The organism is Chenggangzhangella methanolivorans (assembly GCF_019797865.1).
In the GTDB taxonomy this organism is placed as follows: domain Bacteria; phylum Pseudomonadota; class Alphaproteobacteria; order Rhizobiales; family Methylopilaceae; genus Methylopila; species Methylopila methanolivorans.
In genome coordinates, this window is sequence record NZ_CP081869.1 from 3,842,159 (window position 1) to 3,867,766 (window position 25,608).

Below are 25,608 nucleotides of genomic sequence, written 5' to 3' on the forward strand. Positions count from 1 at the left end.
GCCGGCCGGCGAGGACCTTGCAATCCGGGCGGCGTTTCGCCGTCCTTGCACCTTGCCCGGCAAAGCGTCACTGGCCCGCTCTTCACTGGGGCGGCATTGGGCACCGGTGCGTGTTTACGGTTTGGGTTCGTTGAACCCAAACACGCACCGGTGCCCATGCCGCCTTCGAGTGGACCGGTCCAGTCCCAGGACGAGACGAAGGCAAGCCGTCCGGCGCTCCTCATCTCCCCCCTTAAGACGATCTCCGCGGGGCCGCGCCCATGAACGCGCAGCCCGGCTCCATCACGCGCCAGCAGCTTCACGACCGCATCCGCGAATCCTCGCGCGACGAGGTCATCCTCGAGGAGATGATCCGCCTCGGCTTCTGGCCGGGCGGCGAGGACAAGCCCAACCTCCCCGAGGGCCTGATCCGCCGGCGCGGCGAGATCACCCGCGAGCTCTCCGAACTCGCCGCCAAGGACGCGCCTGCGCGACCCCGAAGCCGCGATCAAGGAGATGCACAAGCGCCGCAAGAAGGCGGCGATGGAGCGGCGCAAGGAGACCAGGAAGAAGAACGCGCAGGGTCGCTACGATCGCGCGCTCGCCTGGAGCGAACGGCGCAGGAGCGAGCTCGTCTATCTCGGCGAGGGCGTCTCCGGCGGCCTTCAGGCCGAAGACGCGCCCGCGACGCCGAAGGCGGGCCTGCCCGACATCGCGAGCCCCAAGGCGCTCGCCGACGCGATCGGCGTGCCGCTTGCCGAACTCCGCTTCCTTGCCTTCGACCGCAAGCTGACGGCGATCAGCCACTATCAGCGCTTCTCGATCGCGAAGAAGACCGGGGGCCTGCGCCAGATCTCGGCCCCGATGCCGCGGTTGAAGCGCGCCCAGTACTGGATCCTCGACAACGTCCTGGCCAAGGCCGCGATCCACGAGGCGGCGCATGGCTTCGTCCCAGGCCGCTCGATCGTCACCAACGCGCAGGCGCATGTCGGCCGCGACGTGGTGGTGAACCTCGACCTCAAGGACTTCTTCCCGACGCTGACCTTCCGCCGGGTGAAGGGCAAGTTCCGCGGCCTCGGCTATTCGGAGCCGGTCGCGACCGTCCTGGCGCTGCTCACCACCGAGCCCGACGTCGACGAGGTCGAGATCGACGGCGAGCGCCTGTTCGCCTCCAAGGGGTCGCGTCTCCTGCCGCAGGGCGCGCCAACGAGCCCGATGCTCACCAATCTCGTTTGCGTGCGGCTCGACAAGCGCCTCGCCGGCCTCGCGAAGTCGATGGGCTTTTCATACACCCGCTACGCCGACGACATGACGTTCTCGGCCTCCGGCGAGGCCGCCGCCAAGGTCGGGGCGCTGCTGAAGTTCGTGGGCGAGATCGTGGCGGCCGAAGGCTTCACGGTCCATCCCGACAAGACGCGGGTGATGCGGCGCGGGACGCGCCAGGAGGTCACGGGCCTGACCGTCAACGATCGCGTCGGCGTGCCGCGCGACGTGCTCCGCAACTTCCGGGCTCTGCTCCACCAGATCGAGAAGACCGGCCCCAACGGCAAGCGCTGGGGCAAGGCCCGCGACGTGATGGACGCGGCGACCGGCTTCGCCTGCTTCGTGCGGATGGTGACGCCCGAGACCGGTGAGGCGCGCTGCTGAGCGAGGTTCGCCGGCTCGACGCGCGCCAGGGCCGGGCGGTCGCGGCGCCCGCGCCGTTCCGCGCGAAGTCGGCCGCCGGCCAGCAGCCGCTCGAGCGCTGGTGGACGCCCGCCGAACCGGCGCCCCCTCAGCCCGAGCCGGTCCTGCTCGAGCCCGAGCCGCAGCCGGAGCCGCCCTCCGAGAAGAAGCCGCGCAGCGCGTTCGACATGGCCGGGATGCGGGCCCAGATGCGCGACCGCGTCGCCAGCCCGCCGAGCCTGAGCCGATCGACGAGCCCGAAGGCGGCATGAAGCCCTGGGTCGCGGTGATCGGCGTCATCGTGCTGGTGCAGTTCGCGTTCGCCGTGAACCCGCTGCTCGGCCTGCTGGTCGCCTTCGCAGCCGGCTTCATCGCGTTCCGCCGCTGGCTCCGGCGCCGCAAGCGCAACCGTCGCTGAAGGCGCGAGGTCTTGGAGATCGCGCGCCGGGCCGCATGGCTGCTGGTCGGCTTTTCGGGCCGGGTCACTCGGGGCGCCTATCTCGCGGGACTTATCGGCTCCGCTGCCGCGCTGATCCTCGCGCTGCTGGTCTTCGAGCCGGCGGCGCTGGAGGCTGAGACGCTCGCCTTCACGCCGACGGTCACGGCGGCGCTCGTCGCCGGCTGGTGGACCTGGCTTGCGCTGCTGGTGAAGCGCCTGAGGGACGTCGGCCTCGGATGGGGCTGGTCTCTGCTCCTTCTGCTGCCGGGGCTCCAGCCCGTCGTCCTCGTCGGTTTCGCGGTTCCGAAAAGCCGGCCGGCGGACGGCGAGCGGCGTCAGGGATAGGGTTCGCGCTCGAGCGGCTTCAACTGGAGCACGTCCTCACCGCGGCGCATCCGCAGGCTGAGGCGGAAGGAGCCGCCGATCCGCTCCGAGCGCTCGATCCAGAAGGCCGCGACGTCGGGCGGGCAGATCTCCTCGACCGTCAACCGGAACAGCGCCAGCCATCGCCGGAAATGCGCGTCGCCGAGCTCGGGCAGGCGGATGTGCTTGGCGAGCGGCCGGCCGTCGTAGCGGCGGGTTCCGAGGAGCATCGAGCTCCAGAAATCCACGATCGTGTCGAGATGCGCCGACCATCTCTCGTCGGGGACCGCGGCGACGAAGACGGGGCCGATGACGGCGTCCTGGCGGGCGAGCGCGTAGAAGCGATCCACCACCGCGCGGATCATCGCCTCGTCGAGCCCGGAGGCCGAGAAAACCGGGACGTTCCGCGCGGGCGGCGTGGCGGATTGCGTCATGGGCGCGCCTCGCAAAACGCCGCGCCGACATGGTCGAGGAACCGCTCGAAGGCCGCCGTGAGCAGGCTGTCGGTCCGATGGACCAGCAGCGTCCCGACCCGCCCTTCATCGTCCGCAAGGCGGTGCATCGACACCCTTCCGGCGCGCTCCATCGGCTCGGCGACCACGCGCGGCAGCAAAGAAACGCCCATGCCGGCCTCGACGCAGCCGATGATTCCGTCAAGCGTTCCGAACTCCATGCGCCGGACATGGACGAGGCCGTGCGCGGCGAGAAAGGTCTCGAACCGCTGACGATAAGAACAGCCCGACCTGAAGACGAGAATTCTCGCCTCGCGCTTCTGCGCGAGCATGGAGACGACTTCGTCGAAGCTCTTGATCCTCGGGGCGGCGACGAGCACGAGCTCCTCGTCGAGCACGGGATACGACGTCAGCTCCGCCTGGAAGATGGGGCCGGCGACGAAGGCGGCCTCGACGCGACGGTCCAAAACCGCGGCGAGCAGGGCCTCGGTCGGGCCGAGCTCCAGCTCGACGTCGACCTCGGGAAAGGCCGCGGCGTAGCGCGTCAGCAGCTTCGGCAGCCTGAGCGCCGCCGTCGTCTCCATCGCGCCAAGACGCAGAGATCCTTGGGGAGTTTCATCGGAGAGCACGGCCTGCTCGGCGTCGGCGAGCAGCCGCGAGACCTGCGTGGCGTAGGGCAGCAGCCGTTCGCCCGCCCGCGTCAGCGTCACGCCCTTGGCTCCCCGGTAGAACAGCGGCGCGCGCAGCTCCTGCTCGAGCGAGCGGATCCGGCCCGTGACGTTCGACTGCACGGTGTTGAGCGCAAGGGCCGCTCGGCCGATGCCGCCGGCCTCGGCGACGGCCGTGAAGAAGGCGAGGTCGGTGCTGTTCATGGCATCGTCAATCGAGATGAGGGTGATCTGAACTAATCATTATTCGAGAAGGCGTCGGCGCGCTAGGTCTGGCTTCGACGACCCGCGCCGTTCCGCGGCGCCGCGACCTGGAGCCGCCATGACGCTCAAGACCCGACTGACCGAAACCTTCGGACTCCGCTGCCCCATCGTGCTCGCGCCGATGGATCCGGCGTCCGGCGGAGAACTCGCAGCCGCCGTCAGCCGCGCCGGAGGCCTCGGCCTGATCGGCGTCGGCTATGGCGACGGCGCGACCCCCGAGGCGGAGTTCGCCAAGGCCGGCGGGGCGTGCGTCGGCTTCGGCTTCATCACGTGGGCGCTCGCGAACGCGCCGGACCTGCTCGACCGGGCGCTGGCGCTGAAGCCGGCGGCCGTGATGCTGTCCTTCGCCGATCCGACGCCCGTCGCGGGCAAGATCCGCGCAAGCGGCGCGCCTCTGCTCTGCCAAGTCCACAGTCTCGACCACGCCAGGCGCGCGCTCGACGCCGGCGCGGACGTGATCGTGGCGCAGGGAAGCGACGCCGGCGGCCACGGGCTCACCACGCGCGGCACGATCTCGCTGGTCCCGCACGTCGTCGATCTCGTCGCCGCGAGGCGTCCGGAGGTCCTCGTGCTCGCGGCCGGCGGGATCGCGGACGGGCGCGGGCTGGCGGCGGCGCTCACGCTCGGCGCCGACGGGGCGCTGCTCGGCACGCGCTTCTGGGCGACGCGCGAGGCCAAGATCCCCGACGCCGCCAAGGCCCGCGCGCTGGCCGCGACCGGCGACGACACCATCCGCACCACCGTCTACGACATCGTCCGCGACCGCGACTGGCCGGCCGAATACACCGGGCGGCTGCTGCGGAACCGCTTCGTCGACGAGTGGCACGGCCGCGAGAACGAGCTCCGCGCCATGGACCTCGGCGCGCGCAAGGCCGCCGAGGAGCAAAGCCGCGGCGGCGACCCGGTCTCCAACGTGACGGTCGGCGAGGCCATCGGCCTCATCGACGACCTTCCGCCGGCGGGCGAGCTCGTCGAGCGCATCGCCGCCGACGCCGAACGGCGGCTCAGGGCCGCGTCGCAGGCGCTGTCCGCCGACTGATCTCACGCCTTGGGAGAAGACCCGCCATGCCGCTTTTGCGCTTCGATCTCGTCGAGGGCCGCAGCCCTCAGGAACTGCGGACGCTGCTCGACGCCGCCCATGAGGCGATGCTCGCCGCCTTCAAGGTTCCGCCGCGCGACCGCTACCAGATCGTCCACGAGCATCCGGCCGCCCATATGGTCGTCGAGGACACCGGTCTCGACATTGCGCGCAGCGATCAGCGCGTCGTCCTACAGGTGACGACGCGCCCGCGGGGACGCGAGATGAAGGAGACGTTCTACCGACTGCTCTGCGAGCAGCTCGAGGCCCGGTGCGGGATTTCGCCCGCCGACGTCGTCGTCTCGATGGTCGAGAACGGCGACGAGGACTGGTCCTTCGGCCACGGGCGCGCCCAGTTCCTCACCGGGGAGCTGTGAGCGCCAGACGCGAAACGAAAAAGGGGGCGACGCGACGCGCCGCCCCCTTCGCTCGTCATCGGACCGATTACTTCAGGCCCATGCAGTTGGCGTAGTAGCTGACGGGCGCCGGCCAGTCGGAGAAGATCGCGCGGGCGCCGACGTCCTGCGCCAGCACGTCGATGACGCGCATCAGGTCGCCCTCGCGGCTGACCGCCCGCTCGATTGTCTGGTAGTAGAAGTCGCCGTTGAGGTCGGCGAGGCGGCCGGACCGCTCGAGCGACCAGATGATGAGGTCGAGGCCCGCGGCCTTGGCGTTCTTGGCGGCCTTGGACGCGACGATCTCGTTCTTGCCGTTCACCGCGAGCGCGGCGAAGACCGGCGGCGCCCAGATGCGGATGCCCTGGTCGCGATAGCTCTGCAGCTCGGCGGCGTTCGGAAGATCGGCGACCGTGTTGGCGTCGTCGAGATAGACCGCCTGGCGGCCGAACGTCGGCTCCTTCTGGACCCAGTACAGCACGTCGTTGATGTCGAAGGACTGAGGGAACACGTCCTTGGCCTTGACGCCCGCTTCCTTGTACTCGTTGATCAGCTTCTGGGCGTAGTCCTGCTGGCTGAAGCCGCGGAACGGCATCTCGACCACGGGGCTCTTCAGCTCCGGCGTCATCTTCACGCCGAGCTTCTTGAAGAGCTCGATGCTTTCCTTGTGCGTCATCAGGTGGCCGCTGGTCTCGCCGGCATAGAGATCCGTGCGCCACTTCGCGGTGCCGTCGACGAACTCCTCGACGGTGGTCGCGCGCGGATTGAAGGCGTCCATCTTGCCGCGCAGCGACTTGAACTCGGCGAGCGTGATGTCGCTCGTCCGGCACTCGGCGCTCGCCGGGGTGACGACCTCGCCCTTGTCGTTGATCTCCGCCGGCGTGAAGCCATTGGTGCACTTTTTCGCGAGCGGGGTCAGCAGGATGTTGGTGGTCGTGTGCAGGTCGTTCTGCGCGTGCCGGCAGACGAGCTCGAGATCCTTGGTGAAGGCGACGTCGCATTCGAGCACGCCCGCGCCCATGCGGGCGGCCGCCTCATAGGACTCGACGGTGTGCTCGGGGAACTGAAGCGGCGCGCCGCGGTGGCCGATGGAGAACTCGGTCGGCTTGAGGCTCTTGTTCTCGCACTGCTGGAGCTTGCGCTTCAGCGGGCCGTTGTCCATGTCGTTGATCAGGAAGTACGGACGCGGGCCGAGCTGCACGTTGATCTGCTGCTTGCCTCCCTTCGCGCCCTCCTGGGCGGCCGCCTTGTCCGCGACGGCCAGCGCCGACGCCGCGACGGCGAGCGCGAGGCCGAGTGTGACAATCTGCTTGCGCATTGTGATCCCTCGTTGGGCGATACCGGGACCATTCCGATATCGGCCGGGACCGTAGCGGCCCGTTCTGACGGCGCGGTGACGACGGACCAGCGACCGGGCGGAAAGCCTATCGACTTCGTCAGAGCGAGACGAGATCGTCCTCGAGCCACTCGCGCCGAGGCAGCGGGCGAAAGCGCGCGTCCGGGTAGATCGCCTGCGCCGCGGCCGCGATCACGTGAGCGGTCCGCGGTCCGAAGCCCGTGAAGGCGAGCGCGTCGGCGACCGCGACCCTGTTCTCGCGCGCGGCGGCCGTCCCCTTGAGCGCCGGATGGGCGGAGACGTCGGCCGCGAGCAGCGGCGCGCCGATCGACAGCGCGACGACGGCTTCCGGCTCGAGCGCCGCGACCTGATCGTTCTTGAGCGCCTTCCAGCCGCTGAAATGTCCTGTCGCGTTGACGCCGCCGGCCATTTCGAGCGCGAGCGCGGCCGGCGAGCCGGCGCCGCCGACGATCATCGGGTGGCCGCTGCCGAGGCCCATGACGATGAGGGCGCGTCGCCGCGCAGGCAGGCGGCCGAGATCGTCGGACAGGGACGAGAGATCCTCCGCCACTGCGTCCGCGAGCGCCGCGCCGCGCGGCCGGGGTCGCCGACCGCGTCTCCTGCGGCGCGGATCCGCTGCGTGACGTCGCTCGCCCGCCGCACGGACTTGAGCGAGGAGACGCGCACCGAGGACCGCGCGAGCGCGTCCTTCACGTCGGCGATGCTCGTCTCCTCGCCGCTGACCACGAGATCGGGCGCATGGGAAAGAAGCTGCGCGGCCGAGAGGTCGTCATGGAAGCCGGCGTCGCCCTTGCGCCGGGCCGCTCCCGGAAAGCGGGAGGTCTGGTCGACGGCCACGATCTGGTCGCCGCACCCGAGCCCGAACAGGATCTCGGTGATCGGGCCGCCGATGGCGATGATGCGTTTGGGTCTCCAGGCCGCCGCGAGCCCGATGTTGGGAGCCGCGAGCGCGCCGATCGCGCCAGCGATCAGGCTGCGTCTCGAAAGCATCGTCGATCTCATAATTATTACAATTCGCTATATACTGTTTCTTTGGCTGCTTATTTTCTGCCTGAGTTGAAGATTGCGACAAAGAATTATTGAACGTCGTGACGATGAAGTGTTGATATTAGATTTTATTGATTATTGAACTGCGGCCGGCCATCCGTCACGATGGCGCCTAGTCGCCGATAGCCCCGCCTGCCTGGCCGCCGAATGTGTCCCGGCGGCGGGCGCCGCTCCGGCCTTCATGATTGGCGACGCGATAGGCTTAATGCCGCGAGAGCGGGCGCCGGGCCATCGGGGCGAAACCCGGCGCGACAGCAAACGCTTATTTGCCAATGGCTTGAGCGCCAGCGCCCTGATCAGGAAGGCGCTCGCATCTGCAAAAACTTTGCTCTTGGGCGTCCCAACCAACATTTGTAGGCTGCTCACAGAACATTCGTGGGGCGGCCAAATGTCCAGCTCGAACAGTCATGGCGACGGCGGCGCGCCTTCGGCGAAGATCGCGATGCACGACGCCACGCTCAAAGGAAACCAGGCCTACGACCTGCTGAGGCGAGAGATCGTCTCCTGCCGGATCATGCCTGGCGCGCGCTTCACCGAGCCGGAGATGATGGAGCGCTTCGGCCTCGGCAAGGCGAGCCTGCGGATCGCGCTCCAGCGCCTGACCGAGGCCGGCCTCATCGCCTCGATCCCCCGCCACGGCTACCGGGTCGCGCCCGTCACGGTGAAGGACGTCGACGAGGTCTTCGCGATGCGCGTCGTGCTGGAGCCGCTCGCCGCGAGGCTTGCGGCGGGCCGCGTGAACCGCGCGCATCTCGAGCGGCTCGAGCGCGCCTGCCGCGGCCAGATGCCCGGCGACGTCGGCAACCAGCTCGACTTCTTCCTCGAGGCCAACCGCTCCTTCCACATGGCGATCGCGACCGCGTCCGGGAACGGGCGGCTGTGCCGCGCGCTGTCGGGCCTGCTCGACGAGATGACCCGGCTCGTCGCGCTCGGCTTCGGCGTGCAGCGCGTGCGCCCCAACATCGAGAACGACCACACGCTGATGATCGACCATCTCGTCGCCGGCGACGCGGACGCGGCCGAAGAGGTCGCCCGCCGCCATGTCGAGACCTTCCGCGCCATGGTGATGGAGAAGGTCATCGCGAGCCTCACCGAAAGCGCCGCGGTCGTGCCGGTCGGCGTCGCGGTCAAGGCGCGGGAATAGAGCCATGGCGTCGGTCAAGCTTCAGTGCGTCAGCAAGTGGTTCGAGCGCCGCGACGGCGACAGCCTCCACGTGCTCCAGAACATCGACATCGACGTGCCCGAGAAGTCGATCGTGGCGATCGTCGGCGCGTCGGGCTGCGGACGTCGACGTGCTCAACATCGTGGCGGGCCTCGTGAAGCCCGACCGCGGATGCCTGTTCCTGAACGGCGTCAAGGCCGCCGACTTCAAGGACTGGCGCTCGATGACCTACATGTTCCAGGAGGACCGGCTGCTCCCCTGGCGCACCGCCGCGCAGAACGTCTCCTTCGGGCTCGAGGCCGGGGGCGTCGGCCGCGCCGAGCGCAAGGAGCGCGTCGCCGAGACGCTGGCGCTTGTCGGCCTCTCGCAGTTCGCCGACGTCTATCCGCATGAGCTTTCGGGCGGCATGCGCAGCCGCGTGGCGCTGGCGCGCAGCCTCGTCACGCGGCCGACCCTGCTGCTCATGGACGAGCCTTCTCCAAGCTCGACCCGACCATCCGCTCGCAGATGCACGGCGAGGTTCTGCGCATCGCCGAGCTCATGTCGATGACCATCGTGTTCGTGACCCACGACGTCGAGGAGGCGGTGGTGCTCGCCAACAAGGTGGTGGTGCTCAACCCGCGCCCCGGCCGCGTGCGCGAAACGCAGACGATCGATCTTCCCTATCCGCGCGACCCGGCCTCCGCCGAGGTCCACGAACAGGCGCGCGCCCTGCGCGGGAGACTCTGAGCATGGCGGCCTCGCCTCCCAAGACGCTAGCGCAGGAAGTCGCGGGCGCCCCGATCCGGCCGCACGCCGCGCGCGAGCGCCGGTTCCGCCTGTTCATGCTGCGCATGGGCCTTCTCGCGCTGCTCGTCGGCGTCTGGCAGATCGCCTCGCTCGGCGCGCCGGCCTTCGTGCTTCCAGGGCCGGCGCGGGTCTACGCCGCCTGGTCGAGCCTCGTCGCGACGCCGAGCTTCTGGAACGACTTCGGCATCACCTTCTGGCGCGTCTTCATGGGCTTCGCCATCGCGGCGGTCGTGGGCGTGCCGCTCGGCCTCGTCCTTGGAGCCAGCGAAAGCTCGGCGAATTCTTCGAGCCGGTGCTGACCGTCATCAACACCGTGTCGTCCTCGATCTGGGCGATCTTCGCTGATCTGGTTCGGCCTCTCGGACTGGACCACCATCTTCGTCGTCTTCATGACCGCGATGCCGCTGATCCTGACTAACGTCTGGCAGGGCACGCGTACGGTGAACGCCGACTTCATCGAGCTCGCCCAGACGTTCCGCATGTCGCGGGCGCAGGTGCTGACCAAGATCTACCTGCCGACCATCCTGCCGCCGTTCTTCTCGGCCGCGCGCCTCGCCTTCGGCTTCGGCGCCCGCGTCAGCCTCGTGGCCGAGACGCTCGGCGCCTCGAGCGGCATCGGCTACCGGCTCCGCCAGGCCGCCGACCTCGTGCAGACCGACCAGGTGTTCGCCTGGACGCTCACGCTGATCGCCCTGATGATCGTGCTCGAAGCCCTTATCCTGAAGCCGCTCGAGAACCGCCTCTTCCGCTGGAAGAAGAAGGCCGGGTCGCAGTGACGCGTCCTTCCTCCCAAGACCTGAAACCTGAGACTCGGAGCATCCGCATGAAACGCATCGCAGTTCTCGCCGCAGCCCTCGCGGCCGTCGTCGGGGTCGCGGGACCCGCGCACGCCGACAAGGTCCGCATCGGCTACTGGAGCTCGGGCGTCAGCCTCGGCTTCGGCGCAGTGATGGAGGCCGGAAAGTTCGTCGAGAAGGAAGGCCTCGAGGTCGAGTATGTGAAGTTTCCCGACGTCAACGCCCCCACCAAGGCGATGGCCGCCGGCGCGATCGACTTCGGCATCGGCGCCGCGGCGGGCGGCTCGCTGAGCGTCGCGGCCGATGGCCTGCCGATGTCGATCATGCTCTCGACCCAGGTCGCCGAGCTCGACTTCGTCGTGCCGGAAGACAGTCCGATCAAGACCATCGAGGAGCTGAAGGGCAAGAAGATTGGCTCCTCGCCGGCCGGCAGCGCGACCGCGGCCATCACCGCCGCGATCCTTGAGAAGAACTACGGCATGAAGGCCGGCGACTACACGGCCGTGCCCGGCAACGACCCGCGCCTCGCGCAGTTCCTCGCCCAGAAGGACATCGACGCCGCGGCGCTGCGCACGGTCACCCAGGCGCTCGTCAAGGACATGAAGCTGAGGAAGCTCGCCTCCTTCCGCGACGAGTGGAAGAAGATCACGCAGCAGGACGCCCCGCCCGTGCTCGGAGTCGGACTCGTGCGCAACGAATGGTTGAAGGCGAACCCCGAAGCCGCCGCCAAGCTCGTGGTCGCGATGCGCAAGACCTACGAGTTTGGCAAGGCCGACAAGCCGGCCGTGGCCAAGGCGCTCGTCGCAGCCGCCAACATGAACGAGGAAGACGCCAAGAACTACGCGGCGCTCTGGGACGGCATCTACGCCGTCTCGATGGAGCCGGCCGACGTCGCCTCGCTCAAGGCCGAGTTCGAGGTGTTCAAGTCGGTGGCGCCGTGAAGGGCACGCTGCCGGACAGCGCCCTCGTCACCGCGCCTTACGAAGCCTCGAAGTCGATGAAGTGACCGGCGTCGACTGAGCGCCGCGCAACCTGCCTCCTCCCCAATCGGGGAGGGGCAGGCCCCGACCAGCCCCTCCCCAACGACAAGCGCGCAAGCGCCGCAAGAAGAGAAAGCATTCCGATGACTGCGACTATGAAGGCTTTGCTGCTCAAGCAGCACGGCGACGTCAGCGATTTGACCGTCGTGGACGACTATCCGGTTCCGACCGCCGAGCCCGGCCATGTGGTGATCCGCGTCGGCGCCTCCTCGTTCAACTACCACGACGTGTTCACCGTGAAGGGCATGCCCGGCATCAAGGTGCCGCTGCCGGTGATCATCGGCCTCGACATGGCCGGCGAGATCACCGAGCTCGGCGAGGGCGTCACGGGCTGGAAGGTCGGCGACCGCGTGCTCGTCAACCCGCTCTACCCGAACAAGGGCCTGATGGGGTGAAATGCTCGACGGCGGCATGGCGCAGTACTGCCAGGTCTCGGTCGGCCAGCTGATCGCGATGCCGGACAAGGTCACTTATTCCGAGGCCGCCTCGCTCCCCGTCGCCTACGGCACCGCGCACCGCATGCTGGTCACCCACAAGACCATCAAGCCGGGCGACAAGGTGCTGATCCTCGGCGCTTCGGGCGGCGTCGGCACGGGCTGCGTGATGCTGGCGAAGCAAATGGGCTGCGAGGTCATCGCCTGCGCGGGTTCGCAGGACAAGATGGACCGGCTGAAGGAGCTCGGCGCCGACCACGTGGTGAACTACCGCGAGACCGACTTCTCCAAGTGGGCGATCCAGCAATACGGCAAGCCGCAGCGCCGATCTTACGAGGGCGGCGTCGACGTCGTCATCAACTTCACCGGCGGCGACACCTGGGCGCCGTCGCTCAAATGCGTGAAGCGGGGCGGCGTGATCCTCACCTGCGGCGCGACCGCCGGCCACGATCCGAAGGAAGACCTCCGCTACATCTGGAGCTTCGAGCTCAAGATCATCGGCTCGAACTCGTTCTACGACGACGACCTCTTCCCTTATGGACATGATCCAGGAAGGCACGCTGAAGCCGGTCATCGACAAGGAGCTGTCGCTTGAAGAGGCGGCGGAAGGCCTGCGGATGATGCGACCGCGAGGTCATGGGCAAGATCGTGGTGACGCCGTGAGCGAAACCACAACGCTCCCCACCGCGGCCGAGATCGAGGAAAAGCTCCTCAAGGGCCCGTTCCACCAGTGGCTCGGCCTGAAGGTGCTCTCCGTCGGCGACGGGACCATCGAGCTGAAGGCGACCTGGCGGCCCGAAATGGTCGTCAACGCCGAACGTGGGTATATGCACGGCGGTATCCTCGCGACGCTCGTCGATCTCACGGCCGACTGGGCGCTGGTGTCGAAGACCGGCCGCGGCGTGCCGACGGTCGATCTGCGCGTCGACTACCATCGCGCCGGCATGCAGGGCGACCTGATTGCCAAGGGCAAGGTGGTCAAGTTCGGCTCGACGCTCTCGGTGGCGGAAGCCGAGATCCTGTCGGAAGACGGCAAGCTGCTCGCGAGCGGCCGCGGCGTCTACATGACGGCGAGCCCTAAGTGACCGAGCCGCTCGACCACGTCGTGGTGAACACGCTCCGCGGCATGGAGGCGGCGGCTGAGATCTTCGCGGCGTTGGGTTTTCGCCTGACGCCGCAGGGCCGCCACTCGCTCGGCTCCATTAACCACCTGATGGTGGCGCCGCGCGCCTATCTCGAACTGGTCGGGGTGCCGAGCGAGGGCAAGCAGCGCCAGGAGGTGCTGGACAGCCCCTTCGGATTGAACGGTCTGGTGTTCCGCAGCGCCGACATCGAGGCCACGTATCGGCGGCTCGAAAAGGCGAAGCTGTCGCCGTTCGAGCCGGTCGCCTTCTCGCGGCCGGTCGAGATCGACGGCGAGGCGAAAGAGGCGAGCTTCCGCACGGTGCGCGCGCCCAACGGCCTGTTTCCCGCGGGCCGGGTCTATTTCTGCCAGCACCTGACGCCCGAATATGTCTGGCGCGACGAGTGGCTGGCGCATCCGAACGGCTTTAACGGCTTCGACCGCATCGAGGTCGCGTCCCGCTCGCCGGAGGCCGACGGTCGGCTTTACGCTTCTGCGGCGGGCTCTGCCCCCGAGCCGCATGGCGAGGGCTGGCGCGTGATCTCGGACGGCTTCGCGATCGACGTCGTGGCCGGCGAGGCGCCGCGCTTCACCGCGCTCGGGCTTCGCTTCGACGGGCTGGACGCGCTTGCGGGCTTCGCAAAGGCTGCCACAGGCGTGACGTGGACCGACGCCGGCGCCGACGGCGTCGCGGCCCTCGAAATTCCTTCTCTCGACCTGCGCATGGAATGCCGGAGCGCCTGATGACCCAAGCGACAAATCTCGGCGACGTCCTCCGCCGCGACGGCCATCCCGACGCGCCCGTGATCATCGGGGTCGGGCTCGACGGCGCCGAGACCGTGCTGACCCGCGGCGGGCTCGACCAGATGGCCGACGCCTTCGCCCGCGGCCTCGTGGCCCGCGGTTTTCAGCGCGGCGACCGCATCGCGATCCTCTCGGCCAACCGGCCGGAGTTTCTCGCCGTCATGCTCGGCGCGATGCGCGCCGGGGTCGTGCCGACGCCGGTGAACTTCAAGTTTCCGAAGCCGACCATCGCCCATGTCGTGGCGGATTGCGGCGCGCGGGTCGTGTTCTGCGACGCCGCCCGCCGCGACCAGCTCGACGAGGGCGTCGAGGCGGTCGAGTTCGACAGCGCCGATTTCGGCGACTGGCTCGACGCCGGCCCGTTCGATCCGTCGAGCCGCGCGCCGACGAGGCCGCGCTGATGCTCTACACCTCCGGCTCGACCGGGCGCCCCAAGGGCGTTCTGCTCTCCCACGCGGCGCATCTCTGGGTCGTTTGCGCCCGCATGGCCGAAGACGATCTTTCGGGCGACCGGGTGCTGATCGCCGCGCCGCTCTACCACATGAACGCGTTGGCGAATTCGCTTCTGGCCATCGCCGCCGGCGCCTCGATCGTGCTGCTGCCCCAGTTCCAGGCCAAGGCCTATATCGAGGCGATCGCGCGCCACCGCTGCACCTGGGCGACCGCGGTGCCGCCGATGATCGCCATGATGCTGCGCGAGAAAGAGGCGCTGTTCGGCGCCGATCTTTCGAGCGTCCGCGTCGTGCGGATGGGCTCCGCGCCCGTCAACGACACGCTCGCCGACCAGATCCGCGAGCTGCTACCCAACGCCCGCATCATCAACGCCTATGGCACCACCGAGGGCGGCCCCGTGGTGTTCAACGACAAAGGCGGCGCGCCGAGCGGGTCGGTGGGCAAGGTGCACGCGGGCGTGGAAGTTCGTCTCGTCGGCGAGGGCGCGCCCGAGACCGGCGTGCTCCAGATGAAGAGCCCGGCCGTCATGCTCGGCTATCACAACCGCCCGGACGTGCGCTCGCCCGTGACCGCGGACGGCTTCTACGACACCGGCGACGTGTTCCGGCAGGACGGGGAGGGGAACTTCTATTTCGTCGGCCGCGCCGACGACATGTTCGTCTCCGGCGGCGAGAACATCTTTCCGGGCGAGGTCGAGGCGGTTCTGGAGACCCATCCCGAGGTGCTTCAGGCGAGCGTCGTGCCGGTCGACGACGACATCAAGGGCCAGAAGCCGGTGGCCTTCATCGTGCGCAAGCCCGGCTCGACCGTGGACGAGCAGGCGATCAAGAGCTTCGCGCTCGAGCATGCGCCCGCCTACCAGCATCCGCGCCGGGTCTGGTTCCTCGACCAGATGCTGCTGGCCTCCACCAACAAGATCGACCGCGCCGCGCTTCGCGCCCGCGCCGAGGCGGAGCTGAAGGCCCGATGAGCGGCGCCGCTCTCGCCAAGGCTCACGTTTCCGCAGCCGATCCCGATCGCCGGGCCTGGGTCGCCTGGGCGATCTCGCGGCTCGAGGCCGACGTCAACCGCTCGGCCGACACCCATCTCATCAAGCTCGACCTGCCGCGCGCGCCAGGAATCAGCCTCTATCTCAAGGACGAGTCCAGCCACCCGACCGGGAGCCTGAAACACCGGCTGGCGCGTTCGCTGTTCCTCTATGCGCTCTGCAACGGCTGGGTCGGGCCCGAGACCACGATCGTGGAGTCCTCCTCCGGCTCGACCGCGATCTCGGAGGCCTATTTCGCCAAGCTGCTCGGCCTGCGCTTCATCGCCGTGATGCCGCGCACGACCGCGCGCGAGAAGATCGCGGCGATCGAGTTCCATGGCGGAAAGCCGCATCTCGTCGACCGCGGCGACGTCTCGGGCGAGGCCGAAAAGCTCGCGCGCGAGATCGGCGGACACTTCATGGACCAGTTCACCTACGCCGAGCGGGCCACCGACTGGCGGGGCAACAACAACATCGCCGAGTCGATGTTCGCGCAGCTCTCCCATGAGGACCGGCCGGTCCCCGACTGGGTGGTGTGCGGCGCCGGCACCGGCGGCACCTCGGCGACGATCGGGCGCTACATCCGCTACCGCAAGTTCCCGACATCGCTCTGCGTCGCCGATCCCGAGAGCTCGGTGTTCCACCGCCACTACGCCGAGCGCTCGGTGCATCGGGTGGAATGTTGCGACAGCGTGATCGAGGGCATCGGCCGCGCCAAGGTCGAGGCCTCCTTCGTGCCGGACCTCGTCGACCGCATGATCGCCGTTCCGGACGCCGCCTCCATCGCCGCGGCCCGCATGACGAGCGCGCTTCTGGGGCGCGCCTGCGGCGGCTCGACCGGCACCAATGTCTGGGCGTGCCTGAAGATCATCGAGGAAATGAAGGCGGCAGGCCAGGAGGGGACCATCGTGACGCTGCTCTGTGATTCAGGCGAGCGCTACCGGTCCACGATTTTCAACGACGCATGGCTCGCTGAACGCGGCCTCGACCTCGCGGATCCCCACGCGCGGCTCGAGGCCGTGTTTCGGCGGGGCCTGAGCGAGCTATGTAGCGCGGCTGAAGAGGCCGACTGCGCGCTTCGAGACGCTTGGCTGACGCCAAGCTCCTCGAGCCATGAGGGATGTTTGTGGGAGTGAAGCCTCGCACGGTCCTCATGCTGAGGAGCCGTCCGCCAGGACGGCGTCTCGAAGCACGCAGTTCGTCTCCGCGAATGGAGTTGTGATGACCCAGAATTTTGACTGGACCGCGGGATATCCGTCGCGCCGCCTACCGATGTTCGGGCGCAACATCGTCTCGACCTCGCACCCGCTGGCGGCTTCGGTCGGCCTCAAGATCATCAGCCAGGGCGGCAACGCGGTCGACGCCGCGATCGCGACCGCGGCCGCCATGGCGCTGGTCGAGCCCTGCTCCAACGGCCTCGGCTCCGACGCCTACTGCATCGTGTGGGACGGAAAGAAGCTGCACGGCCTTAACGGGTCGGGCAATTCGCCGGAGACCTGGACGCCGGAGTACTTCGCGAAGAAGCACGGCGAGGGTCACGCCCGCCCGCCGATGCGCGGCTGGGACTCGGTGACCGTCCCCGGCGCGATCGGCATGTGGGTCGCGCTGCATGAGCGGTTCGGCAAGCTGCCTTTCGGCGACCTGCTCCAGCCCGCGATCGAGATCGCCGAGCGCGGCTATCTCTGCCCGACGGTGGTGCAGGGCAAATGGGCCGCCGCCGCGCAGGTGAAGGACCTCGTGGCCGCGCCGGGCTTCGCCGAAATGTTCCTGCCGCGCGGCCGGGCTCCGGAAGTCGGCGAGCTCGTGACGCTGAAGGGCGCGGCCAAGATGTTGCGCGCGGGTCGCCGAGACCAAGGGCGCGGCGCTCTATGGCGGCGAGATCGCGCAAGCCATGGAAGCCCATTCGCGCGCCAATGGCGGCTCGATGACCGCCAAGGACATGGCCGGCTTCAAGGCCGAATGGGTCGAGCCGATCGAAAAGAAGTATCGCAGCTACACCGTCCACGAGATCCCGCCGAACGGGCAGGGGATCGCGGCGCTGATCGCGCTCGGCATTCTGGGGAACTTCGACCTCGCGGGCATGGCGGCCGACGGCGTCGACGTCACCCATCTCGAGATCGAGGCCATGAAACTCGCTTTCGCGGACACCTATGCGCATGTGGCGGACCTCGCCACATGAAGGTGACGCCCGCGCAGCTGCTCGACGACGCCTACCTCTCGGAGGCCGCCAAGCTCATCGATCCGAAGCGCGCCCAGAAATTCGCGGCGCGCAATCCCGTGCGGGGCGGCACGATCTACCTCACGGCCGCCGACGAAAACGGCATGATGGTGAGCTTCATCCAGTCGAACTTCATGGGGTTCGGCTCGGGCGTGTGCCTGCCCGAATGGGGCCTGTCGCTCCAGAACCGCGGCCACGGCTTCGTGCTCGATCTGAACCACGCCAACGTGGTCTCGCCGGGCAAGCGCCCGTTCCAGACCATCATCCCGGGCTTCCTGACGAAGGATGGCCAGCCGGTGATGAGTTTCGGGGTCATGGGAGGCAACATGCAGCCGCAGGGCCACCTGCAGACGCTCGTCCGCATGATCGACTTCGGCCAGAACCCGCAAGCCGCCTGCGACGCGCCGCGCTGGCGCTTCAACGCCGGGCTCGACATCAACGTCGAGGCCGGGATGGCGACGGAGACGGTGGCGGCGCTCCGCGAGCGCGGCCACGAGATGAGCGTCATCAACGACAGCTATCAGGACTTCGGCGCCGGCCAGTTCATCTGGCGGATGGGCGATCCGGCCGTGGAAGGCTATGCGGCCGCGAGCGATCCCCGCCGCGACGGCTACGCGGCGGTCGGCTGACGGAAAGTATACGAGAGCAAGCCTGCGCCGCCGGCCATTCCCCTCCCCACAATGGGGAGGGGGCGGAGGCGCCGAGGCTGTTTCGCTGAAATTTGAAGAAACGACGGAAGAAAAGGAGACCGGCATGGCCGGAGAGATCGAAGCCAAGCTCGCCGAACTCGGCGTCACCCTGCCTCAGCCGGTCGCGCCGGTGGCGAACTACGTGCCGGCGGTGCTCGCCGGAAAGCTGCTGCACATTTCCGGCCAGTTGCCCATCGGGCCCGAGGGCTTGAGCCTCAAGGGCACGCTCGGCGCCGGCGTGTCGGTGGAGGACGCGCAAGCCGCCGCCAAGCTCTGCGCCATCAACATCCTGGCGCAGGCCAAGGCGGCGGTCGGCGATCTCGACAAGATCGTGCGCGTCGTGAAGCTCGGCGCCTTCGTGGCCTCGACCGCGGACTTCTTCGACCAGCCCAAGGTCGTCAACGGCGCGTCCGACTTCATGGTCGCGGCGCTCGGCGACAAGGGCCGCCACGCCCGCTCGGCGGTCGGCGTCGCCGCGCTGCCGCTCGGCGCCGCGGTCGAGATCGACGCGATCCTCGAGATCGCGTAAGGGCGCTTTCTAGTCGCCCACCTCAAAGTCGCCCTTCTGGGGCGGCGCGATCGGGGTGAACTGGCACCGGTCGGGCTTGAGGTCGATCAGGGGCGTCCCGTCGAGGCAGTCGAGGCCGCGCACCAGAACGGTCGCGCCCTCGACGCCGACGAGCCTCGCGAGAGACGTTCCGATCGGGTTCGGCCGCACGGGCGAGCGCAGCGCGAACACGCCGCGCGTCGTCCCGTCGTTCGCCGGGCTCTGGCGGACGAGATCGCGACGCGACTGGTCGAGCCAGTAGAGCACCTCGACCCGCTCGAAGTCCTCGAGCCCTGCGAGGCCCTGGGCCCAGGGCTCGAACAGCTCGATGCGGCATGTCGGGCCGTCCTGGCGCCCCTGCCGAGGGCAGTCGAGCCGCGACGTCCAAGGCGTGCGGATGCGGCCGATGAAGACGAGGCCGGCGTCGGTCGCCGCCGGCGGATCCACCGCCACCTCGCCGGACCGGATTTCCTGCAGTCGAACCATGGGCTTGGCGTTCGAGGCTTTCGCGCGTCATCGCAATTCTAGGCGGCGGAGGCGTTCTGGCCTCCGCCGCCTGGGAGCCTATACGTTCGAGCCGTCGGCGAAAGCCTCAGATCATCGCCTTCGGCAGCATCATGTGGATGCCCTTGTTGCCGTCGACGAGCTGGGTGACGCGCAGGTCGCCCGCGAGCGAGCACAGCATGTAGGCCTCGTTGCGCGAGAGATTGGAGCGCAGGCAGACGTGCCGCACCATTTCGCGCACCGCCTGTTTGGCCGCGTCGTCGAGGTCTTCGTCGAGGCCGATCGACATGAGATGCGTCTCGCTTTCGGCGAAGGGGAACTCGACCGCCATGTCCTTGCGCACGGTCAGGCGGAACGTGCCCTCGATGCCCATTTCGAGCGCCGTGATGCAGACCTCGCCGTCGCCCTGCACGCCATGGCCGTCGCCCGCGAAGAACAGCGCGCCCTCGTTGAAGACCGGGAGATAGAGGGTGACGCCGGGCTTCAGCTCCTTGTTGTCCATGTTGCCGCCGAAGGCGCGGGGCACCGGCGAGCCGCAGCGGCCCCAGGCCGGGGGCGGGGCGACGCCCATGATGCCGAAGAACGGATCGAGCGGAATGTCGACGCCCCAGGGCATGGTGCAGACATTGGCCTGGGAGTCGATCTTGGGGTGGATGGTCTCGTAGTCGGTGAACTCGTCGGGCAGCGTGCCGAGCAGCGGCAGGATCGCGACGAAGCCCCAGTCCATGGTGGGCTTGGCCTCGAGGATCTCGACCTGCAGCGTGTCGCCGGGCTCTGCGCCCTCGACATAGATCGGGCCGGTGATGAAGTGCGGTCCGCCGCCCTGGGTGAGCGTGTCGAGCGCCGCCATGTAATCGGCAGGCACGCGGCTCGCGTCGGGCGGCAGGCATTCCTTGCCGCCGGCCGGGAAGGACGTCAGCGTGACGGTGTCGCCGGAGGCGATCCGGCAGACCGGCTTCAGCGCGCTGTCCAGATAGCCCCAGACCAGTTTTCAGGCGCGGACGAGATCGTGTGGTGACGGGCCATTGGGCTCCCTCTCTCCAGTTTCTTCAGACGGACATGAATTTTGAGAGCCGCTCGCGGCTCATCTCGGCGCGCGCGCCCTCGTCGACCACCTGGCCGCGCGAGAGCACGACGAAGCGGTCCGCGACCGCGGTCGCGAAGTCGAGATACTGCTCGACCAGCAGGATCGAGAGCTTTCCCTTGAGGCCGGTCAGCACGGTCTCGATCAGCTGGACGATCGACGGCTGGACGCCCTCCGTGGGCTCGTCGAGCACCAGCACCTTGGGCTTGGTCACGATCGCGCGGGCGAGGGCGAGCTGCTGCTGCTGGCCGCCCGACAGCGCGCCGCCGCGCCGTCCTGCCATCTCGCGCAGCACGGGGAAGAGGCCGTAGACCTCCTCGAAGGCTTCCTCCGTCGCGGGGCCGTGCGGGCGGGCCGCCGCCACGAGGTTTTCGCGCACCGTGAGCTCGGCGAAGATTTCGCGGCCCTGCGGCACGTAGGCGAAGCCGGCGCGGGACCGTCGGTGGCTCGGCGCGCGCGCCATGTCGACGCCGTCGAATTCGATCGCTCCCCGTGTGACGGGGAGCACCCCTGCAAGGCACTTCAGCAGCGTCGACTTGCCCGCGCCGTTTCGCCCGAGCACCGCGAGGCACTCGCCGGGCGCGATCTCGAAACTGACGCGGCGAAGAGCCTGCGCCGATCCGTAGTGTGCTGGTCGAGGTCGCGGACGGTGAGCTTCATCGCGTCAGCGTCCCAGATAGACGTCGACGACGCGGGCGTCGGTCCGCGCGCGGGCCATGGAGCCTTCGAACAGCGTCCGGCCCTCGTGCAGCACCGTGACCCGGTCCGCGATGGTCTCGACGAAATCCATGTCGTGCTCGACCACGATGATGGCGCGCTCGGGAGATTTGAGCGCGCGGATCAGCGCCGAGGTGCGCTCGGTCTCCTCGTCGGGTGAGGCCCGCGACCGGCTCGTCGAGCATCAGCACCTTGGGCTCGGACACCACCACCATGGCGATCTCGAGCCACTGCTTTTGGCCATGCGCCAGTTCGCCCGCGAGCCTGCCGGCCTCGCCCGCAAGCCCCACCGTTTCGAGCGTCGTCTCGACGCGCTCGCGGGCCGCGGCGTCTTTCGCGCCGCCGAGGCCGATCTCGACGTTGTCCCGGACCGTCAGCGCCTCGAACACGCTCGGCTTCTGGAATTTACGGCGCACGCCCGAGCGCGCGATCTGGGCTTCGGAGGCGCGCGTCAGCTCCAGTTTCTCGTCGAAAAGGATGCGGCCCCGCCTGGCGCGGCTCACCCCCGAGATGACGTCGAGCAGCGTCGTCTTTCCGGCTCCGTTCGGGCCGATCACGGCGCGGACCTCGCCATAGTCGATCGCGAGCGACAGGTCGTCGATCGCGCGAAAGCGGCCGAACTCGACGGTGAGGGCCTCCACCAGAACCGCGACCGTCATGGCCAAGTTCTCATGGCGTGACGTCCTTGGGCTGGAGGGCGTCGCTCCGCGAGATCCAGGTCGGCTTCCAGCGGCCGATGTCCAGGAGGCCGTTGGGGAAGATCAGCGCGACCAGGATCACGAGCCCGGCCAGCACGAAGGGCCAAAGCTCCGGCATGGTGGCCGACAGCGAGAACTTGATCGCGTTGACCAGCACCGCGCCGATCACAGCGCCTGCGAGCCGTCCGCGCCCGCCGATCGCGACCCAGACGGCGATCTCGAGCGAGAGTTCGGGCGACAAGACCCGCGGATTGATGATGCCGACCTGCGGCACGTAGAGCAGGCCCGCTATCCCTGCGAGAACGGCGGAAAGGCACCAGACCCCGAGCTTCAGGCGCAGCGTCTCGTAGCCGAGCGAGCGCAGCCTCGTCTCGTCGTCGCGGGTCGCGACCAGCAGACGCCCGACCGGCCGATCATCAGCATCCGGCAGGCGACAAGCGCGATCGCCAACACGACGAGGGACGTCACCGCCAAGGCCTTGGCGACGCCCGGCGTCTGGAACGGCACGCCGAAGATCGTCTGGAACCCGGTCATGCCGTTGTTGCCGCCGAAGCCGGTGTCGTTCCGGAACATCAGCAGCATCGCCACATAGACGAGCGCCTGCGTGATGATCGCGAAATACACGCCGCCCACACGGGAGCGGAACGACACCCAGCCGAACACGAAGGCCACCGCGAAGGAGACTGCGAGCGCAGCTATGAGCGCCACGGGGAAGCTTTCGAGCGGGCCCCACCAGTCCGGCAGCGCCTTCCAGCCCATGAACTGGACGATGTCGGGCGTGACGCCGGTGGTCGCGACCGAATGCTCCAAGAGGTGCATGCCGATCACATAGCCGCCGATGGCGAAGAACAGGCCGTGGCCGAGGCTGAGGATCCCCGCATAGCCCCAGATCAGGTCGAGCGAGAGCGCGAGCAGCGCGAAGCAGGCGAGCTGCCCGACGACGTTGACGCGGTAGCCCGAGAGCCCGGGGAAAAGGGTGACCACAAGCGCCGCGAGCGCGACCGCCGCCGCGACGCCGACGAAGATGCGGTCCTCCATCGCGCGCTGGAGGATGTTGGGCTTGGCCGTCATGGGCGCTGTACCCACGTCGATGGAGCGCGACGTTCCCGTCCCCCTCTCCCGCCGAGGCGGGAGAGGGTAAGGGTGAGGGGCGTCAGCGCCGAAGGTTCAGGATCGAGCGAGACGCAAGCGGACGCGCGGTTCTTGGCGACGTCGGCGCCATGCGCCCTCATCCGTCCCTTCTCCCGCAAGCGGGAGAAGGGACGGCCGGCGTCGCGCCTATGCCCCCTCACTTCCGTCGCCCCTTCACCGCGAACAGCCCTTCGGGCCGCCACTGAAGGAATGCGATGATCATCAGCAGCACGATGACCTTGGCGGCGACCGCGCCGTAGAGCGGCTCGATCAGCACGTTCACCTGGCCGACGCCGAGCGAAGCGATCACCGTGCCGGCGAGCGTGCCGACGCCGCCCAGCACCACGACCATGAAGCTGTCGACGATGAAGTTCGAGCCCATCTGCGGGTTCACGTTGTAGATCGGGCAGAGCGCGAGCCCCGCGAGGCCGGCCAAGCCCGAGCCCAGCCCGAACGCCATCATGTCGACGCGCCGCGTCGCGATGCCGAGGCACCCCGCCATGGCGCGGTTCTGGGTGACGGCGCGGATTTCCAGGCCGAGCGGCGTGCGCTTCAGGACAAACCACGTGAGAGCCAGCGTCAGGACCGCGAAGACGATCGCGAACAGGCGGTTCCAGGTGACGATGAAGTCGCCCATCAGCAGGTGCCGCCGGACATCCACCAAGGCGTCGCGAACTGAAGGTTCTGCGTGCCGATCGCGACCCGAACGAGGTTGACGATGAGGAGGCTCACCGCCCAGGTGGCGAGCAGCGTCATCAGCGGCCGCGTGTAGAGCCGGCGGACGAGCGTCGCCTCGAGGATCACGCCGACGCCGGAGGTGGCGAGGAACACGATCGGGATCGCGACGATCAAGTACCAGTCGAGCAGGCCCGGGAAGGCGGCGCGGATCGTCTCCTGCACCGCATAGGTGACATAGGCCCCGATCATGATGAACTCGCCCTGTGCGAGGTTGATCACGCCCATGAGCCCAAAAATGATCGCGAGCCCCGCCGAGGCCATGAACAGGATCGAGGCGAAGGACAGGCCGTTGTAGAGCGTGTTGAGCGCGGTCGAGACCTGCAGCCGCCGCTCGATCGAGGCGACGCCGGCGTCGACCGCGGCCTTGAAGGCGGCGTCCTTGGCGTAGGCCGGGTCCGACGTGAGGCCCGAGATCTGCGTCAGCGACCGCCTGTCGGCGCTCGCCGAGATCCGCTCGATCGCGGCGACCCGCTTCGTGACGTCGGGAGAGTTCAGCAGCGCGGCCTGCCCGACGCCGAGGATGCGATCCTTCAGCCCGGCGTCGGTCTCCGCTTCGGCGGCTTTCTCGAAGAGCTCCGGAGGCAGGGATCCGGCGCGGCGCTCGAGGGCGACGAGCGCCGCGCCCCGCTCGCTCGCCGTCGCGCCTGAAAACAGGCTGGCGGCGGCGCGCGCGTCTCGAACAGCGGACGATTCTTGAGGCTCAGCAGCGGCGAGGAGCCCTCACCGGACGCGGCCGGCTCAAGGGTGGCGGCGTTCAGCACGCCGCCGGAGGACGCGATGACGGGCGAGGGCCCGCATTTCAGCGTGCGGTCGATCGCTGCGCCTGCGAGCGTCGCGGCCCAGGCGGCGTCGTCCTTCGAAGCCGTCGCGACGCCGTTCGTCAGGGCGTTGGCGGCCTCGGTCATGCCGGCCGCGCCGCCGCAGGACTGCGCGACGATCGCCGCGCGGTCGAAGGCGAGGGCGGGAAAGCATATCCCCAACAGGCAGACGATCATCGCCAAGCGGCCGCTCGCCATCGTCCATCGGCCGCCGGACTGCATGCTTCGAGACGGCCGCTGTCGCGGCCTCCTCAGCATGAGGACTGTCTTCGTTTCCCAGACCACAAACCGACCTCATGCCGAGGAGCCGTCCAGAAGACGGCGTCTCGAAGCACGCAGTTCGACGCGTTCAGCGCAATCAGGGACATGGCTCGGAGATCAGTACTGGCTCATCGGCACAGGCTTCGGCGTGCCGTCGGACTGCCAGAGCACGTCGAAGCCCTGCTTCTCGTTGACCGAGCCGATGAACACGCCGCGCGAGACGTAGTTGTTCTCGCCCGTCATGCCGATCTTGTAGCCCGAGGGCAGAAAGCTCAGCCCGTCGAACGCCTTCCGGACCTCCGGCACGTCGAACGAGCCGGCCTTCTTGGCCGCCATCGCCCAGAGGTGCACGGCGTCGTAGGTCGAGACCATCGGGTCGATGGCGACGTCGGGCTTGAACGGAGCCTTGGTCTTGGCCACGTAGTCCGCCCAGCTTTTGAGGAACTTGACGTTGGCGTCGCCCTTGGCCTGCTGGAGATAGGCCCAGCAGTTGAGGTGGCCGACCATCTTGGCGGTGTCGAGGCCCTCGAGGTCGGCCTCCACCATGTCGAGGCCGAGAACGGGCACGTCCGAGGACGAGATGCCCTGGTTGGCGAATTCGCGCATGAAATCCGGGATCGACGAGCCGACCACGGTCAGCACCACGACGCACTTGCCGCCGGGCGCGTCCGCGAAGGCGCGGACCTGGTTGATCAGCGTCTGGAAGTTCGAGAAGCCGAAGGGGACGTACTCCTCCTTCCAGGCGCTCTCCTCGATGCCCTTGGACTTCCAGTAGCCCTTGAGCTGCTTGTTGATGGTGCGCGGCCAGACGTAGTCCGAGCCGATCATGAAGAAGCGCTTGGCCTCGACCCCGTCCGGGCTCATCA

At 68.5% G+C, this 25,608-nt stretch carries 30 protein-coding genes and 4 pseudogenes; 19 read left to right on the forward strand and 15 right to left on the reverse strand.

From position 1 onward, the window contains the following. Positions 1-495: 495 nt before the first annotated feature. The 3 genes from K6K41_RS20070 to K6K41_RS20080 all read left to right on the forward strand — a co-directional run bounded on the left by K6K41_RS20070 (position 496) and on the right by K6K41_RS20080 (position 2,428). Positions 496-1,626, forward strand: coding sequence for a reverse transcriptase family protein (locus K6K41_RS20070; protein WP_261401968.1), 1,131 nt, complete (start codon positions 496-498; stop codon positions 1,624-1,626). Positions 1,627-1,912: 286 nt separating this feature from the next. Next, positions 1,913-2,062: a hypothetical protein gene (locus tag K6K41_RS20075; protein WP_261401969.1), complete on the forward strand. Its 150-nt coding sequence runs from the start codon at positions 1,913-1,915 to the stop codon at positions 2,060-2,062. 12 nt (positions 2,063-2,074) lie between these two features. Continuing rightward, on the forward strand, positions 2,075-2,428 hold the full coding sequence (locus K6K41_RS20080; RefSeq protein WP_261401970.1) for a DUF805 domain-containing protein: 354 nt from the start codon (positions 2,075-2,077) through the stop codon (positions 2,426-2,428). Here K6K41_RS20080 and K6K41_RS20085 read toward each other — a convergent pair. Both K6K41_RS20085 and K6K41_RS20090 read right to left on the reverse strand, forming a co-directional pair. Beyond that, the gene (locus tag K6K41_RS20085; protein ID WP_261401971.1) at positions 2,419-2,880 is read right to left on the reverse strand and encodes a group III truncated hemoglobin; all 462 of its coding nucleotides are present in this window, start codon (positions 2,878-2,880) and stop codon (positions 2,419-2,421) included. The two genes, K6K41_RS20080 and K6K41_RS20085, sit on opposite strands and share 10 nt — an antisense overlap. After that, the gene (locus K6K41_RS20090; RefSeq protein WP_261401972.1) at positions 2,877-3,770 is read right to left on the reverse strand and encodes a LysR family transcriptional regulator; all 894 of its coding nucleotides are present in this window, start codon (positions 3,768-3,770) and stop codon (positions 2,877-2,879) included. The genes K6K41_RS20085 and K6K41_RS20090 overlap by 4 nt, the downstream gene beginning before the upstream one ends. Positions 3,771-3,888: 118 nt before the next feature. Between K6K41_RS20090 and K6K41_RS20095 the strand changes: the two genes are divergently transcribed. Beyond that, complete coding sequence (locus tag K6K41_RS20095) at positions 3,889-4,869, forward strand: NAD(P)H-dependent flavin oxidoreductase (protein WP_261401973.1); 981 nt, start codon at positions 3,889-3,891, stop codon at positions 4,867-4,869. Positions 4,870-4,895: 26 nt separating this feature from the next. Then, positions 4,896-5,285, forward strand: coding sequence for a tautomerase family protein (locus K6K41_RS20100; RefSeq protein ID WP_261401974.1), 390 nt, complete (start codon positions 4,896-4,898; stop codon positions 5,283-5,285). Positions 5,286-5,352: 67 nt separating this feature from the next. Here the strand turns inward: K6K41_RS20100 and K6K41_RS20105 are convergent, their stop codons facing one another. From K6K41_RS20105 to K6K41_RS20115, 3 genes are all read right to left on the reverse strand, one after another. Further along, positions 5,353-6,621 carry a glycerophosphodiester phosphodiesterase family protein gene (locus K6K41_RS20105; protein WP_261401975.1) on the reverse strand — a complete coding sequence of 423 codons (1,269 nt, stop codon included), beginning with the start codon at positions 6,619-6,621 and terminating at the stop codon, positions 5,353-5,355. A gap of 118 nt (positions 6,622-6,739) precedes the next feature. Further along, positions 6,740-7,138 carry a hypothetical protein gene (locus tag K6K41_RS20110; RefSeq protein ID WP_261401976.1) on the reverse strand — a complete coding sequence of 133 codons (399 nt, stop codon included), beginning with the start codon at positions 7,136-7,138 and terminating at the stop codon, positions 6,740-6,742. Beyond that, on the reverse strand, positions 7,111-7,650 hold the full coding sequence (locus K6K41_RS20115; protein WP_261401977.1) for a TroA family protein: 540 nt from the start codon (positions 7,648-7,650) through the stop codon (positions 7,111-7,113). The genes K6K41_RS20110 and K6K41_RS20115 overlap by 28 nt, the downstream gene beginning before the upstream one ends. Before the next feature lie 445 nt (positions 7,651-8,095). Here K6K41_RS20115 and K6K41_RS20120 point away from each other — a divergent pair, with 445 nt between their 5' ends. From K6K41_RS20120 to K6K41_RS20185, 14 genes and pseudogenes are all read left to right on the forward strand, one after another. Then, the gene (locus K6K41_RS20120) at positions 8,096-8,851 is read left to right on the forward strand and encodes a GntR family transcriptional regulator (RefSeq protein WP_261401978.1); all 756 of its coding nucleotides are present in this window, start codon (positions 8,096-8,098) and stop codon (positions 8,849-8,851) included. Positions 8,852-9,000: 149 nt separating this feature from the next. Continuing rightward, positions 9,001-9,420, forward strand: a complete 420-nt coding sequence (locus K6K41_RS20125; RefSeq protein WP_261401979.1) for an ATP-binding cassette domain-containing protein — start codon at positions 9,001-9,003, stop codon at positions 9,418-9,420. Next, positions 9,411-9,599, forward strand: coding sequence for a hypothetical protein (locus K6K41_RS20130; protein ID WP_261401980.1), 189 nt, complete (start codon positions 9,411-9,413; stop codon positions 9,597-9,599). Before K6K41_RS20125 ends, K6K41_RS20130 begins: the two co-directional genes overlap by 10 nt. 2 nt (positions 9,600-9,601) lie before the next feature. Beyond that, positions 9,602-9,958: an ABC transporter permease gene (locus K6K41_RS20135; RefSeq protein ID WP_261401981.1), complete on the forward strand. Its 357-nt coding sequence runs from the start codon at positions 9,602-9,604 to the stop codon at positions 9,956-9,958. A gap of 90 nt (positions 9,959-10,048) precedes the next feature. Then, a complete protein-coding gene (locus K6K41_RS20140) occupies positions 10,049-10,435 on the forward strand; it encodes an ABC transporter permease (protein WP_261401982.1) in 387 nt (128 codons plus the stop codon). Positions 10,436-10,482: 47 nt separating this feature from the next. After that, a complete protein-coding gene (locus K6K41_RS20145; protein WP_261401983.1) occupies positions 10,483-11,397 on the forward strand; it encodes an ABC transporter substrate-binding protein in 915 nt (304 codons plus the stop codon). 194 nt (positions 11,398-11,591) lie between these two features. Then, positions 11,592-12,593, forward strand: a pseudogene (locus K6K41_RS20150) (zinc-binding dehydrogenase). Further along, a complete protein-coding gene (locus K6K41_RS20155; RefSeq protein WP_261401984.1) occupies positions 12,590-13,015 on the forward strand; it encodes a PaaI family thioesterase in 426 nt (141 codons plus the stop codon). The pseudogene K6K41_RS20150 and the gene K6K41_RS20155 overlap by 4 nt, the downstream one beginning before the upstream one ends. Beyond that, positions 13,012-13,797 (forward strand): VOC family protein, encoded by a 786-nt coding sequence (locus tag K6K41_RS20160; RefSeq protein ID WP_261401985.1) that lies wholly within the window; start codon positions 13,012-13,014, stop codon positions 13,795-13,797. Before K6K41_RS20155 ends, K6K41_RS20160 begins: the two co-directional genes overlap by 4 nt. Beyond that, positions 13,797-14,258 carry a long-chain fatty acid--CoA ligase gene (locus K6K41_RS20165; RefSeq protein ID WP_261401986.1) on the forward strand — a complete coding sequence of 154 codons (462 nt, stop codon included), beginning with the start codon at positions 13,797-13,799 and terminating at the stop codon, positions 14,256-14,258. Before K6K41_RS20160 ends, K6K41_RS20165 begins: the two co-directional genes overlap by 1 nt. Further along, a complete protein-coding gene (locus tag K6K41_RS20170) occupies positions 14,258-15,280 on the forward strand; it encodes a class I adenylate-forming enzyme family protein (RefSeq protein WP_261401987.1) in 1,023 nt (340 codons plus the stop codon). The genes K6K41_RS20165 and K6K41_RS20170 overlap by 1 nt, the downstream gene beginning before the upstream one ends. Then, the gene (locus K6K41_RS20175; protein ID WP_261401988.1) at positions 15,277-16,473 is read left to right on the forward strand and encodes a PLP-dependent cysteine synthase family protein; all 1,197 of its coding nucleotides are present in this window, start codon (positions 15,277-15,279) and stop codon (positions 16,471-16,473) included. The genes K6K41_RS20170 and K6K41_RS20175 overlap by 4 nt, the downstream gene beginning before the upstream one ends. Positions 16,474-16,558: 85 nt before the next feature. Next, positions 16,559-18,184, forward strand: a pseudogene (locus tag K6K41_RS30640) (gamma-glutamyltransferase family protein). A gap of 124 nt (positions 18,185-18,308) precedes the next feature. Then, entirely contained in the window at positions 18,309-18,773 is a 465-nt protein-coding gene (locus tag K6K41_RS20185; RefSeq protein WP_261401989.1) for a RidA family protein, read from the forward strand. Between the two features lie 9 nt (positions 18,774-18,782). Here K6K41_RS20185 and tsaA read toward each other — a convergent pair whose 3' ends face one another. The 10 genes and pseudogenes from tsaA to K6K41_RS20235 form a co-directional block, all read right to left on the reverse strand. Next, positions 18,783-19,277 (reverse strand): tRNA (N6-threonylcarbamoyladenosine(37)-N6)-methyltransferase TrmO, encoded by a 495-nt coding sequence (tsaA, locus tag K6K41_RS20190; RefSeq protein ID WP_261401990.1) that lies wholly within the window; start codon positions 19,275-19,277, stop codon positions 18,783-18,785. 106 nt (positions 19,278-19,383) lie between these two features. Continuing rightward, positions 19,384-20,321 (reverse strand): annotated as a pseudogene (locus K6K41_RS20195) (acetamidase/formamidase family protein). Positions 20,322-20,344: 23 nt separating this feature from the next. Beyond that, positions 20,345-20,965: an ATP-binding cassette domain-containing protein gene (locus tag K6K41_RS20200; protein WP_315855239.1), complete on the reverse strand. Its 621-nt coding sequence runs from the start codon at positions 20,963-20,965 to the stop codon at positions 20,345-20,347. A gap of 78 nt (positions 20,966-21,043) precedes the next feature. Beyond that, a pseudogene (locus tag K6K41_RS20205) lies at positions 21,044-21,755 on the reverse strand (ATP-binding cassette domain-containing protein). Positions 21,756-21,765: 10 nt separating this feature from the next. Beyond that, positions 21,766-22,224 (reverse strand): ABC transporter permease subunit, encoded by a 459-nt coding sequence (locus K6K41_RS20210; RefSeq protein WP_261405796.1) that lies wholly within the window; start codon positions 22,222-22,224, stop codon positions 21,766-21,768. Further along, complete coding sequence (locus K6K41_RS20215; protein ID WP_261401992.1) at positions 22,125-22,865, reverse strand: ABC transporter permease subunit; 741 nt, start codon at positions 22,863-22,865, stop codon at positions 22,125-22,127. The genes K6K41_RS20210 and K6K41_RS20215 overlap by 100 nt, the downstream gene beginning before the upstream one ends. Before the next feature lie 217 nt (positions 22,866-23,082). Next, a complete protein-coding gene (locus K6K41_RS20220; protein ID WP_261401993.1) occupies positions 23,083-23,586 on the reverse strand; it encodes an ABC transporter permease subunit in 504 nt (167 codons plus the stop codon). After that, positions 23,562-23,924 (reverse strand): ABC transporter permease subunit, encoded by a 363-nt coding sequence (locus K6K41_RS20225; protein ID WP_261401994.1) that lies wholly within the window; start codon positions 23,922-23,924, stop codon positions 23,562-23,564. Before K6K41_RS20225 ends, K6K41_RS20220 begins: the two co-directional genes overlap by 25 nt. Before the next feature lie 269 nt (positions 23,925-24,193). Next, the gene (locus K6K41_RS20230) at positions 24,194-24,679 is read right to left on the reverse strand and encodes a hypothetical protein (RefSeq protein ID WP_261401995.1); all 486 of its coding nucleotides are present in this window, start codon (positions 24,677-24,679) and stop codon (positions 24,194-24,196) included. Between the two features lie 180 nt (positions 24,680-24,859). Then, the gene (locus tag K6K41_RS20235) at positions 24,860-25,606 is read right to left on the reverse strand and encodes a transporter substrate-binding protein (protein ID WP_261401996.1); all 747 of its coding nucleotides are present in this window, start codon (positions 25,604-25,606) and stop codon (positions 24,860-24,862) included. Positions 25,607-25,608: the final 2 nt, after the last annotated feature.

Excerpts from the sequence above, each read along its gene's own strand:
- K6K41_RS20070 (WP_261401968.1), top strand. The coding sequence starts at position 496 with ATGCACAAGCGCCGCAAGAAGGCGGCGATGGAGCGGCGCAAGGAGACC.
- K6K41_RS20075 (WP_261401969.1), top strand. The coding sequence starts at position 1,913 with ATGAAGCCCTGGGTCGCGGTGATCGGCGTCATCGTGCTGGTGCAGTTC.
- K6K41_RS20085 (WP_261401971.1), bottom strand. The coding sequence starts at position 2,880 with ATGACGCAATCCGCCACGCCGCCCGCGCGGAACGTCCCGGTTTTCTCG.
- K6K41_RS20090 (WP_261401972.1), bottom strand. The coding sequence starts at position 3,770 with ATGAACAGCACCGACCTCGCCTTCTTCACGGCCGTCGCCGAGGCCGGC.
- K6K41_RS20095 (WP_261401973.1), top strand. The coding sequence starts at position 3,889 with ATGACGCTCAAGACCCGACTGACCGAAACCTTCGGACTCCGCTGCCCC.
- K6K41_RS20100 (WP_261401974.1), top strand. The coding sequence starts at position 4,896 with ATGCCGCTTTTGCGCTTCGATCTCGTCGAGGGCCGCAGCCCTCAGGAA.
- K6K41_RS20105 (WP_261401975.1), bottom strand. The coding sequence starts at position 6,621 with ATGCGCAAGCAGATTGTCACACTCGGCCTCGCGCTCGCCGTCGCGGCG.
- K6K41_RS20110 (WP_261401976.1), bottom strand. The coding sequence starts at position 7,138 with ATGGGCCTCGGCAGCGGCCACCCGATGATCGTCGGCGGCGCCGGCTCG.
- K6K41_RS20115 (WP_261401977.1), bottom strand. The coding sequence starts at position 7,650 with ATGCTTTCGAGACGCAGCCTGATCGCTGGCGCGATCGGCGCGCTCGCG.
- K6K41_RS20120 (WP_261401978.1), top strand. The coding sequence starts at position 8,096 with ATGTCCAGCTCGAACAGTCATGGCGACGGCGGCGCGCCTTCGGCGAAG.
- K6K41_RS20130 (WP_261401980.1), top strand. The coding sequence starts at position 9,411 with ATGTCGATGACCATCGTGTTCGTGACCCACGACGTCGAGGAGGCGGTG.
- K6K41_RS20135 (WP_261401981.1), top strand. The coding sequence starts at position 9,602 with ATGGCGGCCTCGCCTCCCAAGACGCTAGCGCAGGAAGTCGCGGGCGCC.
- K6K41_RS20140 (WP_261401982.1), top strand. The coding sequence starts at position 10,049 with ATGACCGCGATGCCGCTGATCCTGACTAACGTCTGGCAGGGCACGCGT.
- K6K41_RS20145 (WP_261401983.1), top strand. The coding sequence starts at position 10,483 with ATGAAACGCATCGCAGTTCTCGCCGCAGCCCTCGCGGCCGTCGTCGGG.
- K6K41_RS20165 (WP_261401986.1), top strand. The coding sequence starts at position 13,797 with ATGACCCAAGCGACAAATCTCGGCGACGTCCTCCGCCGCGACGGCCAT.
- K6K41_RS20170 (WP_261401987.1), top strand. The coding sequence starts at position 14,258 with ATGCTCTACACCTCCGGCTCGACCGGGCGCCCCAAGGGCGTTCTGCTC.
- K6K41_RS20175 (WP_261401988.1), top strand. The coding sequence starts at position 15,277 with ATGAGCGGCGCCGCTCTCGCCAAGGCTCACGTTTCCGCAGCCGATCCC.
- K6K41_RS20185 (WP_261401989.1), top strand. The coding sequence starts at position 18,309 with ATGGCCGGAGAGATCGAAGCCAAGCTCGCCGAACTCGGCGTCACCCTG.
- tsaA (WP_261401990.1), bottom strand. The coding sequence starts at position 19,277 with ATGGTTCGACTGCAGGAAATCCGGTCCGGCGAGGTGGCGGTGGATCCG.
- K6K41_RS20215 (WP_261401992.1), bottom strand. The coding sequence starts at position 22,865 with ATGACGGCCAAGCCCAACATCCTCCAGCGCGCGATGGAGGACCGCATC.
- K6K41_RS20225 (WP_261401994.1), bottom strand. The coding sequence starts at position 23,924 with ATGGCCTCGGCGGGGCTCGCGATCATTTTTGGGCTCATGGGCGTGATC.
- K6K41_RS20230 (WP_261401995.1), bottom strand. The coding sequence starts at position 24,679 with ATGGCGAGCGGCCGCTTGGCGATGATCGTCTGCCTGTTGGGGATATGC.
- K6K41_RS20235 (WP_261401996.1), bottom strand. The coding sequence starts at position 25,606 with ATGAGCCCGGACGGGGTCGAGGCCAAGCGCTTCTTCATGATCGGCTCG.